Below are 12,627 nucleotides of genomic sequence, written 5' to 3' on the forward strand. Positions count from 1 at the left end.
GTCCTGCCCCGGCAAGGATGACTAGGGTTGAACAAGCTTGAAATGCGATGTTCAATCCAGTCAGCTACTGCGCTCTCTTAGGTTTACCATCAATATTAGTGCACTCAACACTATCTATCAAATAGAATTCCATACTAAAAAAGACCATACTACCTATTAAGTAGAATGGCCATTATGTAGATTTATCCTTATATGACAGACATATATTATTGCGCAATTGCTTCTTGTTGAAGTTCTTCTTCTACAAATGAAACTTGAACGTTTTCAGTCAAAACGTCAGCATACGTGTAAGATACACGCTCAAAATTATGTTTCTCAGGGTCTAATTCAACAACGAACACTGATGGATACGTTTCAGTAAGAACGCCACAACGTTCAATTGTTTTTTTACGACCTCCATTAGCTTTAAGTACAATACGATTTCCTAATTGACAATCAAGAGAATTTTTGATGTCTCCAATAGATTTTGGCATATTGCTCCACCTCGCTACAAGTGTATTATAACACAATTAAGTAGGATGCGTCAAATAAAATTTTAATTTTAGCAAGGTGGCGTGCCAATGTCAACAAATTTAGAATGTTAATTGAGGGAAATTTTCCAATTCTTCATACAATCGTGCATATTCTTGTATTGACAATGTTTCCCCGCGTCGTTTCGGATCAATTCTAGCTTTTTCTAACCATTGTAAAATTTCATTCCGCTGCGCTTTTCCATCATCAAAGAGATTCTGATAATTGTTGAAAATCGTTTTACGTCTCTGACTGAATGCACCTTTTGCCATTTTGAAAAACGCTTGCTCATTTTTCACTTCGACAAGTGGATATTGGCGCTTCATTAATTTAACGACAATAGAATCTACATTAGGTGGTGGCATAAAGACCGTTTTCGGAACGGTCAGAACTTTCGATGTTTCTGTATAATACTGGGTTACTATTGATAAAGAACCATATGCTTTAGAGCCCACTTGCGCATTTAAACGCTCACCCACCTCTTTTTGCATCATGACCACGTAACCATCAATATTCAAATCTTGCTCTAATAGTCGGAGTAGAATTGGCGTCGTAATATAATACGGCAAATTAGCGACAACCATTATTTTTTCACATTTCGATAAATACATCTGCATTGCCTCTGAGACATTTGCTTTCAAAATATCTTCATTGATGACTGTAACATTGGGATAGGGTGATAATGTATCTTTTAATACAGGGATTAATCTTTGATCAATTTCAAAGGCTAAAACATGCTTCGCTTTTTTTGCTAATTGTTCTGTTAGCGATCCCATCCCGGGCCCAATTTCAATGACGCCCGTCGTTGCATCAATGCCACTTGCATCAATAATGCGATGAATAATATTCACATCTATTAAAAAGTTCTGACCTAAACTTTTTTTGAAGTTAAAACCATATTGATTTAATAATGCACGTGTTCTCGATGGTGTTGCAATATCTTTATCATGCATAGATTTACTCCTCTTCCCCTAATGCCCTTCTTACATCTTCTTCTGTATAACCAAAGGCATTGAGTTTTTTTAATAATTGCTTTCCATTGGAATGACCAATATGCAAACGTCTCCCTAGAAGATCTCGTCGGCGACGTGCATCTGGCCCAATGATTAATCCTAATTCAATTAGCACGGTTTTATCTATCGTTTCTTGTGCTTCTGATAGCGGCGAAGAAACGTGCATCAATGCTTCACGTATTGTTTCAAAGTCGGCGTGCTCGACGCCTATTTTACCCCGCCTATTTTTAGCTTTATCACGGTCGATAAACGCATGTTTCACACCGGGTACCGCTTCACGTATAGTCGTCCGTATTTTGTCACCCGGGAAATCAGGGTCAGTTAAAACGATGACACCTCTTGTTTCTTGAGCTTGACGTATTACATCTAAAGTCTGTGAATCTATGGCACTGCCGTTTGTTTCAATGGTATCACAGTCAACCGCTCTTTTTACGCGTTCAGTATCATCTCGCCCTTCTACAACAACAAATTCGTTAATTTTCAACGCTGCACCTTCTTTATCTTCTATGAACCGACCTATTTCAATCCGAATAAGCGTTCTGCATTTTGAGTTGTTTGTGCGGCCACTTCTTCATATGAAATGCCTCGTAAATCCGCAATTTGCTCAGCCACTAGCGTGACACGCGCCGGCTCATTTCGTTTACCTCTATATGGGTGGGGTGTTAAGTATGGCGCATCTGTCTCAACTAATAAACGGTCCAACGACACGTGCTTCGCTACTTCTTTCGGTTGCTTCGCATTTTTGAAAGTCACAGGACCACCTAACGAAATATAAAAGTTCAATTTATTCGTTACGATATCGGCAATTTCTGGAGAACCACTAAAACTATGCATAATACCACCGACCTCTTCGGCATGTTCCTCCATTAAAATATCAATACAGTCTTGTGTCGCTTCTCGATTATGGATAATAATCGGTAATTTCACGCGCTTAGCTAATGCAATTTGCTTACGAAAAACTTCTTTTTGTACATCTTTTGGCGATTTATCCCAATGATAGTCTAATCCCATTTCTCCAATCCCAATCACTTTAGGATGTTTTGAAAGTTCTTCAATCCATTCTAAACGCTCATCTGTAAAATCAATGGCATCAACCGGATGCCAACCAATAATAGCGTAAATAAAATCGTATGCATCGATTAATTGCATCGCACGTTCAATCGTTTTTGTATCGAATCCTACGACAAACATACGGTCTACCCCTGCGTCTAGTGCGCGTTGTATCACTTCTTCTAAATCTTCATCATATTGATCTGCATTTAAATGTACATGTGTATCTATAAGCATTGTTCATCCTCCTTATCATTTCATTCTTCTGTTTTCTATTTCATTTCAAAACTCCACACCCGAGTCATTGACTTTAAGAAACACACCAGTCAATACGTATAGTTCCTGTTAAATCGTTGAAAATGAATCTATCCGCGATAAAGTTGGGCTAACCTTCCGCCTCTCATCATAAACGAAAGAGTGAGACGTAATCAAAATCTACTCCGTTCGATTTTGTCGTCTCACTCATTGCATTAGCGATTAGATAGATATCATCAACTTGAATTAGAACCTTGCTCGCATCACGCATACACTGTCAAAAACGTTTCTATGCATTACGCTTTGCGTGCCATTTATTTAATGATTGCGCCGTTCGGTACCGCATTCGGTAAGCTAATTAATGTTAAGACATCATCTTTTTCAGCGGATAAAATCATACCTTCAGATTTTTGCCCCATTAATTTTGCAGGTTTTAAGTTTGTAACGACAGCGACTTTTTTACCAATGATATCATCAGGCTGGTAAAATTGTGCAATGCCTGAAACAATTTGACGTTTCTCATGCCCAAGATCCACTTGAATTTTGAGAAGCTTATCTGATTTTTTAACATTTTCTGCGTCAATAATTGTTGCAGCTTTAATCTCAACTTTATCAAAAGCTTTAATATCAATTTGTGGTTTTGATGTCTCTTCTACTTGCGTTTCTGCCGCTTGTTTTGGTGGTTGCATTGATTCTCTAATATAGCTAACTTCAGCCTCTACATCCAATCTTGGGAAAATAGGCTTCGGTTGGCTTGTCACTATGATAGGCTCCGTCAAAAGACCATAGCGCCCGAGACTTTCAAAGTCATGAAGTTTCTCGCTATTAATATTCAATTGATCAAAAATTTGATATGGTGCATGTGTTAAAAACGGACGTAATAAGACAGCTGCGAAACGTATATTCTCTACTAAGTGTGCCATCACACTGCCCAACGCTTCTTTTTGTTCAGGATCTTTCGCTAAAATCCATGGCGTTGTTTCATCAATATATTTATTCGTACGGCTAATGAGCTTCCAAACCGTTGACAATGCAACTGAAAATTGAAGTTTTTCCATATGATCGTGATACGCTTCAACTGTATCTAAAGCCATTTGTTCCATTTCTTGATCAACTTCGTGCATAGGTCCTTGATATGCTGGAAGTTTGCCATCGAAATACTTGTTAATCATTGAAATTGTGCGGTTTACAAGGTTTCCTAAATCATTCGCCAAATCAAAGTTTGTGCGATCAATAAAGGCTTCTGGTGTGAAAACACCGTCAGAACCAAATGGGAGCTCACGCATTAAATAATAACGTGTCGCATCTAAACCATAACGATCAATTAACACATTGGGATCCATGACATTCCCTTTAGATTTACTCATTTTGCCGTCTTTCATTAAAACCCAACCATGTGCAAAAACCTTTTTAGGAAGCGGTAAATCTAAAGCCATTAAAATAATTGGCCAAATTATCGAATGGAAACGAACGATTTCTTTTGCCATTAAATGAATATCTGCTGGCCAATACTTACGGAATAATGTATCGTCTTCTGTTAAATAACCTAACGCCGAAATGTAGTTAACAAGCGCATCTAACCAAACGTAAACAACATGTTTTGGGTTGGATGGAACTTTCACCCCCCAGTTAAAAGAAGTACGTGAAACAGCTAAATCTTCTAATCCAGGCTTAATGAAATTGTTAATCATTTCATTTTTACGAGATGGTGGTTGTATAAATTCTGGATGCTGATCATAAAATTCTAACAAGCGATCCGTATATTTCGACAATTTAAAGAAGTAGCTTTCCTCTTTGACTAATTCCACTTCATGTCCAGAATCTGGGCTTTTACCACCTACAATTTTGCCATTTTCATAAACTGGCTCTACTAATTGTGTTTCTGTGTAAAAAGTTTCATCTGGAACCGAATACCATCCTTCATATTCTCCTAAATAAATATCGCCTTGCGCCAATAATTTTTCAAATATCTTTTCTACCACTTCTGCATGACGACGCTCAGTTGTTCGGATAAAATCATCGTTAGAAATATCCAATTTTTCCCATAATGCTTTAATGTTTTTGATCATACTATCAAGGTAGTCGAGTTCTGACTTCCCTGCTTTTTGAGCTTTTTCTTGAATCTTTTGACCGTGCTCGTCTGTTCCAGTTAAATAGCGAACATCAAAGCCTTGCAAGCGTTTATATCGAGCAATCACGTCACCCGCAACTGTTGAATATGCATGCCCGATGTGTAAATTACCACTCGGATAGTAGATCGGTGTAGTAATATAAAATGTCTCTTTCACCATCAGCGCTCCTCCTCAATTCTTATCTTATCTAATATATCTAAATTTCGTTTTATTTTCAATGTTACAATTCAATCCCTATTGTACTAAAATGAGTTTAATTGATGTTGTGGAAAATATTATAAACTTCTTTACTCGACATTTGACGATCTTGCGCTACATGCTTGATTGCTTGTTTAGGTTTCATATTTTGATCAATATAATGATTCACATGCGCTTCAATCGTCATATCCTCAAACCATGATGTAGAGGCCTTTGCCATTGCACCCTCAATAATTAATACAAACTCACCACGCAACGGGATTGTATCGTCTAATTGGGCAATTAAATCGTCCACCCGGCCTGTTTGAATTTGTTCAAATTTCTTTGTTAATTCTCTTGCCACTGTCATCATACGCTGATTATCCACCTTAGCAATTGCCTCTAGTGTTTCTTTTACACGGTGTGGCGATTCATACAATAATAAAGTACTCTCTTGAAACATTCTTTTTTCAAGCACTTCTATCTTTTCGCGTGTTTTACGTGGTAGAAAACCAAGAAAAGTATATGTAAATGATGGCAACCCACTTGCCATAAGTGCTGTCAGTCCGGCATTGGCTCCCGGAATAGGGATAACATTAACGTTTTCTTCGCGTGCACGTACGACCAATTCATAACCAGGATCAGAAATCAAAGGTAAACCTGCATCTGACACAAGTGCAATATCATCTCCGGCACAGAGCTTTTCGATAAGACTTTCTGTCACACGCTGCTTATTATGCTCATGGTAAGATTTCAAAGGCGTCTCTATCTCAAAATGATGACATAACTTTTTAGTAACACGTGTATCTTCACACGCAATTAAATCTACTTGTTTTAAAATATCGATAGCTCGAAAAGTCATATCATCTAAATTTCCTATGGGCGTTCCTACCAAATATAAGCTTCCCATTTCATCACTCCTCAATGAGTTGGATTTTTTGTTGCCGTGTCATTTTTTTAATCGCACATTCACGCTTAAGTGCTGCTGATTTTGTTTCAAACGTTTCATAATAACGCAATTGAACAGGACGTCGGCTTTTTGTATATTTTGCGCCTTTTCCTTCATTATGTTTGGCGATTCGCGCTGCTAAGTTGTTCGTATATCCGGTATAAAGTGAAGCATCTTTACATTGAACAATGTAGATATAATGTTTATCCATAATACACCTCTCGCATTTCAGGCGTATATTGTTGATTTTCATCGTATACATAAAAAGGCGGGGAAATCTTTAGACCTTGCCGTCCGCCTTTTCGACCTTCAACGACAATGGTTTGCGCAGATTGCCCAGGTTTACTGTAAACCATGTGGAGTTGCTTCGGTTCAATACGGTGTCGACGCATTGCTTCAAAAAGATCAAGCAAACGTTCTGCACGGTGAACCATTACAATACGTCCACCCTCTTTTAGTAAATGCTTTGCAACTCGAAAGCAATCGTCTAAAGTACAAAAGATTTCATGTCGCGCAATTTTATGCGCTTCAATTTGGTGTTGATGCGCTTGATTTGCTTTAAAATAAGGTGGATTGCAAGTAATCAAATCAAACTGCGCGGGTTGAAATGTTTCAATCAAGCGATTAATGTCCATCTCAAGCATTGTGATGCGTTCATCTAATTGATTATATGCAACACTGCGACGCGCCATATCAACGAGTTGGGGCTGAATTTCTACCCCTGTAATGGGGTTAAGACCTTTCGCCGAGAGCAACAATGGAATGACACCATTGCCTGAACACATGTCTAAAATACGATCTCTCTTTTTAACCTTTGTAAAATGACCGAGCAACAGCGCATCTGTAGAAAAAGAAAAGACTGCATCATTTTGAATAATGCGCAAGTCTTCTCGAATTAAATAGTCTAATCTTTCACCTGTTTGTAGCATGGTTCTTATTTTCACCTCATTTGTCATTAAGCACATTCAAACAAAACATACAATCCTCGCCGTGGCGATGCTTTCCAAATACATCATGACAAATATGAAAACCTTCATGATACAATTTGGCAAAATATTCCCGACTTTGTAGTTGTTTTTTAGTGGGCTGTGAGGTTGCATTGCGCGTTTCTTCAATGGGCGTTTCGATGTTCTCCTCTTCCTCTTGCTGCATCAAAGCTTTAAAATTATCATTTTCAATTTGTAATGCCACATTTTCTTCTACGAGTTCAACAGTTAAAGCTTTTAACTCTTGCATATCCTCATGAATACGCGCTACATTTTTTTCTAGTCGCATTAATCGGTCGAATAGTTCATTTCGATCCAACAGATGAACCTCCCTACTTTAAAGTTTCTAATTCTTCAATATGGTATTCTGTCAGTTGTTCCATTCCGTCAAGACGGACTTGCATAGACACATCAATAATATTTAAACCGACGACTTCTCCTTGACCTTCTGGTGTTTGAATACGCTCTCCTACGTCAGGCAAATGTGCTCTTGCTGTTTCGTAATAATCATTTTCATACTTCAAACAGCACATTAAACGCCCACATGCACCAGAGATTTTAGTAGGATTGAGTGATAAATTTTGATCTTTTGCCATTTTAATCGATACCGGCTCGAAATCTCCTAAAAAAGTGGCACAGCACAATGAACGGCCACATGGTCCAATCCCTCCGAGTAACTTCGCTTCATCGCGCACCCCGATTTGGCGCAATTCAATTCGTGTTTTTAAGCGTTGCGCTAACATACGCACTAGTTTTCGGAAATCGATACGCTCATCCGCTGTAAAATTAAAAATAATTTTAGTGCGGTCAAGAATATATTCACAGTTCACAACACGCATATCTAATTCCAATTGATCAACAAAACCTTTACACATCTCTAAAGCACGATCCGCATCTTGCGCATTTTTTTCATAACAGGCTAAGTCTTCCTCAGTAGCGACTCTTAATATAGGCTTTAAAGGTAGGGTCACATCTTGATCTGACACCGCTCTTGGTAGATGATTAATCACACCGAGTTCGTGTCCTCGCTTAGATTCTACAACCACATATTGCCCCTCTGTTAATGGCGTGTCAATTGGCTCATAATATTCTAATACGTTTGCTTTTTCAAAGTATACACCTGCGACAAAGTGCATAAGCGTCACCCCTTCACCTTAATTGCAATTTGTTCAAATACTAACGTTGGATTCACATTTTGATTGAGTTTTTTGTGCGCCTCAGTAATTTGTTCAATAATATACGTTAAATGACGATAGCTCATTTGTGTGGCTAACGTTTCATACTCTTCTGTCATGCCAGAAAACGTAATGCACTCGGACATCTTTGTTTTAACATACAATAAATCTTGAAAGTAGGCATTAATTCCAGATAATGCCATCAATTGGAGCTGTCTATTTTTAGCATGCTTGAGTAATTCAACAACTCCGATTAGCGCCATTTCGCGTTGCTTCACTAAACGGTAACACCACTGCAACAATACCTTGCGGAAAGGTGACAGTTCGAAATCCTGATTAAGTTGCATCGCCACTTCAATTTGTGTCGTATATGTACTGAGTAACTCTGCTATCGGTTTTGTGACAGTTTCATCGTGCGCCATTAAACGCGACACGAACGTAGCTCTGGACATCGGTTTAAAATACACGTGTTGGCACCGAGAGTGAATCGTATCTAAGATTTGCTCTGGCTTTGTGGACATAATCACCGCAATCGTCTTTTGAGGCGGTTCTTCTAAAAATTTGAGAATACTATTTTCACCTTGTACCGTTAATTTTTCAAAATCTTGAATCACATAGACTTTAAAATCCCCTTCAATGGGTAACTGATTCATATGATGAACGAGCGCCTCAACTTGCTCTTTTTTTATCGTTGCTTCGTCTGTCATCACGTATTGAAAGTCAGGATGATTATGCTCAGTTACTTTGTTCCTACATTGCGCTTGATCTTGACATAAGATAAATTGCGCAAAATCCATTGCCGTTGTTTTCATCGTTTCCGCATCGTCACCTTCGAATAAATAGGCATGTGACAGCTTTTGATTATGATACGCTTTTTTTAATTGATCAATTACTTCCATGAAACTTTGCGCTCCTTTATGAAAATGAATCCTGACATCTTAATACACTTTAGGCTGTTTTTACTTAATTCCATGATGTATGACGAAGAAATAACTTGTAATTTAAACTGAGCTACTACTCATGTAAGTCATACTTGATACAGGCAAAAAAACAAAAAGGTTGAAACAACGTAAACGAATTTTGCTCGCCAACACTGTCACAACCTCCATTTTATTCTAAAACTGATGGAATGATTCTACTGGCATTACAAAGACAGTTGCGCCACCGACTTCGACTTCTACAGGATAAGGAATATACGAATCAGCACTTCCGCCCATTGGTGTGATTGGTGATACAAGTTGTTCTCTATTACCACATGTGCCACCGATAACTTCTAGTATTTCATCAACTCTATCGTCATCAACACCACTTAAAAATGTCGTATTTCCAGCTCGCAAAAAACCACCTGTTGTCGCTAATTTCGTCGCACGAAAATTATTTTCAACAAGTTTATCCGAAAGTTCTTGGCTATCTTGATCTTGAACAATCGCTATAATCATTTTCATTTTTACAAACACCTCTTAGCGTATATTATAACATATCTCGTATCACTGCTTCACTTCAATCCTAAGTAAACAACTGAATGACTTTTTAATCTGCCAATTGCTGTAAAATGGCTTTTACTGATGCATCAACGACTGCCTCAATCGGTTGACTGGCATCAATTACTGCAAAACGCGTTGGATCTTGCTTGATAATATGTTGATACCCTTCGATTACACGTTCATGGAATAACATACTTTCTTTATCTAAACGATTTTGCTCGCGTTGATTACGTTCAATTCGTTCTCGTCCAACTGCCGCTGGAATATCGAGGTATATCGTTAAATCTGGATAACGTCCTTCTATCGCAAAGTCATTAATAGTTTGTACTCCTTTTACCCCGATTTCACGCGCATAACCCTGATACGCTAAAGAACTATCAATAAAACGATCACAAATCACTAATTGTCCTTTTGCTAATGCAGGCAAAACTTTTGCGACAAGATGCTCTCGTCTTGCAGCAGCAAACAACAATGCTTCAGTTCGACCATCCATGCTATCGCCGTTTAACAATATTTGACGAATTTTTTCTGCTGTTTCCACACCGCCTGGTTCGCGTGTCGCCACGACATCATAATCACGTGACAACTGTTTAACCACAGCTTCGAGTACTGTTGTTTTCCCGGATCCTTCTGGTCCTTCAATCGTGATAAATCGGCCCATTTTACTCATCCTCTACTTTAATTTTTCCATTTGTAAGGCCTTCAACGCGTATCCCACGTGTTTGCCAATAATGAATTAATTTTATCATATCTTTAGTCATTTTTTCGCCCCTTAATAATGAAGGTACACCAGGCGGATACGGAATTAAATGTGCCGCTAATATTTTGCCATATGCATGTTCAAAAGACATCTCAACAAATGAATTGGGTGCCACCGCATTGTATTCTCCTGCTTGACTGTAAAGCATTGGCGCCTGTCCATGCTGAGTTATTTCCCTAACAGCGCCTATTTTCATTCTTGCTATACGTTGTAACAACAACGCAAAAGGATAACGATCATCAACATGCCATAAGGGTAAAACCCATAAAACGGACTGTTCGTCAGCTAATTCAACATAGATTGCATTTTCTTCCATGAGTGCCTGAATTTCTTGACCAGACCACCCTTTACAACGAATCACCAGTTTAAGCGGGTCTTGTGACTCTATAACCTCAAAGGCGCTTTCTTTTAACTTTTCAATCAATATTTCACGCTTTTTAAAAAAATAGTCACTTTGGTAGTGTCGATAAAAAGTTTGTGCTGACTCTAAACTTTCTAATAACAAGTATGAAGGACTAGAAGATTGGAAAGTTTGCAAGAGTAATTCTATTTGAGCACGGTAAGGTGCATCCTTATGTATCCATAATATAGAACTCATGGTTAAACTTGGTAGTGTTTTGTGATAAGATTGCACGACATAATCAGCGTCATCATTCATACTTGAAGCTGGAAAACCATCCAAACCAAAATGTGCGCCATGTGCCTCATCTACAAGGACTGGCACACTAATCGCGTGATAATCTCGAATTACTTTTCCGATATCATACGTCTCACCATAATAATTCGGATATGTCACAACACCTAATTTATAGTCCGTTTTAATTGACGTATTAACCTCTGGCACAAGATACTGATTGGTTTGTGCACTCATTGACGTTGGCATGATATTAGCACTTTGCCCACCAATATCTAGCGCATTAAATACCGATTTATGTACATTTCTAGCGATACTCACTGTGCCTTTTCGATTGGCAAACGCATGAATAACCGCTAAAATACCACTCGTCGTCCCATTCACTAAATAATACCCTTTATAATTCGGATGCTGGTCTAAAGTCTGCATACTTTGATATAAAACATCATCTGCATGATGTAAATCATCAAATCCTGTTATCTCCGTTACATCATATTGCGGTTTTGTGAAAGAAAGATCACCAATTGTTCCATTTTTATGACCTGGAACATGCATGGAAATGGGAACACTTTGCCCCCATGATTTCATTTTTTGTCTTAATGGTTGATAAGACATACTTCAATCCCTCCTTTACACATTTATTAACTTACTCAAATTTAATACATCTATTATAACGAACTTCTTAGGGGACGTCAGAAATTTCATGGCTAGCCCTTTTAAAATACGTACTTATGTTCTATATTTTTTGTGGAGGTGATGATATAGATGGAGATTCAATTAGATTGGGATAAAGACTTTCAAGAATTTCAAGAAATTTTAAACAGTGGGATTCACCCCAAATGGCTATACGCATCAATGACAAATATGATTTTAGAACCCGCATATACTGGACAAGGCAAGCAGTTTTTTTATACTCAGGATATTATCGAAGCGAGCAAAGAATTACCATTTTTCTAATATACTCAAACTTGAGGTGCTAAAAAAATTACCAATAATATTTTAAATTTTTCGCTTTTATTTTAAGCATTTCTGATATATCATTACACATAGGCACAATATCTCCTTAATCGTTGGTTTAGGCACTTACAATTATAGAGATATTTGTGCTTTTTTAATATCAAAAATTAAAATAACGGTCAGCGACTATTTCACCAACCGTTAAAAATATATAACCATATAAAAATACATCCCAAAAGGTGAGAAATCATCTTTTGGGATGTATGCGGCTCATCGCATCCAATTATGCGTTAATTTCTGCTTGGCAACGTCCTACTCTCGCGGAACGTCAGTCCGACTACCATCGGCGCTAAAGAGCTTAACTTCTGTGTTCGGCATGGGAACAGGTGTGACCTCTTTGCCATAGTCACCAAACAAAAATACTTTTTGAATGTTATACATTCAAAACTAGATAGTAAGTATACATTCACAAGTAAACCTTATGAACAAATTTGATTAAGTCTTCGATCGATTAGTATTCGTCAGCTCCACGTATCACTACGCTT

15 protein-coding genes and 1 rRNA gene are annotated in these 12,627 nt (G+C 38.0%); 1 reads left to right on the forward strand and 15 read right to left on the reverse strand.

All coding sequences use genetic code 11. From position 1 onward, the window contains the following. Positions 1-206: 206 nt before the first annotated feature. The 14 genes from veg to C1H58_RS11895 form a co-directional block, all read right to left on the reverse strand. Positions 207-473: a biofilm formation stimulator Veg gene (gene veg / locus C1H58_RS11830; protein ID WP_050331802.1), complete on the reverse strand. Its 267-nt coding sequence runs from the start codon at positions 471-473 to the stop codon at positions 207-209. Positions 474-572: 99 nt separating this feature from the next. Next, positions 573-1,463, reverse strand: a complete 891-nt coding sequence (rsmA, locus tag C1H58_RS11835; protein WP_165546285.1) for a 16S rRNA (adenine(1518)-N(6)/adenine(1519)-N(6))-dimethyltransferase RsmA — start codon at positions 1,461-1,463, stop codon at positions 573-575. Between the two features lie 4 nt (positions 1,464-1,467). After that, positions 1,468-2,007, reverse strand: coding sequence for a ribonuclease M5 (gene rnmV / locus C1H58_RS11840; RefSeq protein WP_050346095.1), 540 nt, complete (start codon positions 2,005-2,007; stop codon positions 1,468-1,470). Between the two features lie 32 nt (positions 2,008-2,039). After that, the gene (locus C1H58_RS11845; protein ID WP_165546286.1) at positions 2,040-2,810 is read right to left on the reverse strand and encodes a TatD family hydrolase; all 771 of its coding nucleotides are present in this window, start codon (positions 2,808-2,810) and stop codon (positions 2,040-2,042) included. Positions 2,811-3,142: 332 nt separating this feature from the next. After that, positions 3,143-5,119, reverse strand: coding sequence for a methionine--tRNA ligase (gene metG / locus C1H58_RS11850; protein WP_165546287.1), 1,977 nt, complete (start codon positions 5,117-5,119; stop codon positions 3,143-3,145). Positions 5,120-5,213: 94 nt separating this feature from the next. Further along, the gene (gene rsmI, locus C1H58_RS11855) at positions 5,214-6,047 is read right to left on the reverse strand and encodes a 16S rRNA (cytidine(1402)-2'-O)-methyltransferase (RefSeq protein ID WP_165546288.1); all 834 of its coding nucleotides are present in this window, start codon (positions 6,045-6,047) and stop codon (positions 5,214-5,216) included. A 4-nt stretch (positions 6,048-6,051) separates the two neighbouring features. Next, positions 6,052-6,297: a GIY-YIG nuclease family protein gene (locus C1H58_RS11860; RefSeq protein ID WP_016426524.1), complete on the reverse strand. Its 246-nt coding sequence runs from the start codon at positions 6,295-6,297 to the stop codon at positions 6,052-6,054. After that, a complete protein-coding gene (locus tag C1H58_RS11865; protein ID WP_165546289.1) occupies positions 6,290-7,015 on the reverse strand; it encodes a tRNA1(Val) (adenine(37)-N6)-methyltransferase in 726 nt (241 codons plus the stop codon). The genes C1H58_RS11860 and C1H58_RS11865 overlap by 8 nt, the downstream gene beginning before the upstream one ends. Positions 7,016-7,031: 16 nt before the next feature. Further along, the gene (yabA, locus tag C1H58_RS11870) at positions 7,032-7,391 is read right to left on the reverse strand and encodes a DNA replication initiation control protein YabA (protein ID WP_060830392.1); all 360 of its coding nucleotides are present in this window, start codon (positions 7,389-7,391) and stop codon (positions 7,032-7,034) included. A gap of 13 nt (positions 7,392-7,404) precedes the next feature. Then, positions 7,405-8,208 carry a PSP1 domain-containing protein gene (locus C1H58_RS11875; RefSeq protein ID WP_165546290.1) on the reverse strand — a complete coding sequence of 268 codons (804 nt, stop codon included), beginning with the start codon at positions 8,206-8,208 and terminating at the stop codon, positions 7,405-7,407. Positions 8,209-8,213: 5 nt separating this feature from the next. Beyond that, entirely contained in the window at positions 8,214-9,146 is a 933-nt protein-coding gene (locus C1H58_RS11880; protein WP_165546291.1) for a DNA polymerase III subunit delta' C-terminal domain-containing protein, read from the reverse strand. A 216-nt stretch (positions 9,147-9,362) separates the two neighbouring features. Beyond that, entirely contained in the window at positions 9,363-9,692 is a 330-nt protein-coding gene (locus C1H58_RS11885; RefSeq protein WP_016426529.1) for a cyclic-di-AMP receptor, read from the reverse strand. A gap of 85 nt (positions 9,693-9,777) precedes the next feature. Further along, positions 9,778-10,392 (reverse strand): dTMP kinase, encoded by a 615-nt coding sequence (gene tmk, locus C1H58_RS11890; RefSeq protein ID WP_060830395.1) that lies wholly within the window; start codon positions 10,390-10,392, stop codon positions 9,778-9,780. Between the two features lies 1 nt (position 10,393). Further along, positions 10,394-11,740 (reverse strand): Orn/Lys/Arg family decarboxylase, encoded by a 1,347-nt coding sequence (locus C1H58_RS11895; protein WP_165546292.1) that lies wholly within the window; start codon positions 11,738-11,740, stop codon positions 10,394-10,396. Between the two features lie 150 nt (positions 11,741-11,890). Between C1H58_RS11895 and C1H58_RS11900 the strand changes: the two genes are divergently transcribed. Beyond that, entirely contained in the window at positions 11,891-12,082 is a 192-nt protein-coding gene (locus tag C1H58_RS11900; RefSeq protein ID WP_060830397.1) for a hypothetical protein, read from the forward strand. A 299-nt stretch (positions 12,083-12,381) separates the two neighbouring features. Here the strand turns inward: C1H58_RS11900 and rrf are convergent. Next, positions 12,382-12,496, reverse strand: a 5S ribosomal RNA gene (rrf, locus tag C1H58_RS11905). Positions 12,497-12,627: the final 131 nt, after the last annotated feature.

This window comes from Staphylococcus sp. 191 (assembly GCF_011174885.1).
Lineage (GTDB): Bacteria > Bacillota > Bacilli > Staphylococcales > Staphylococcaceae > Staphylococcus > Staphylococcus coagulans.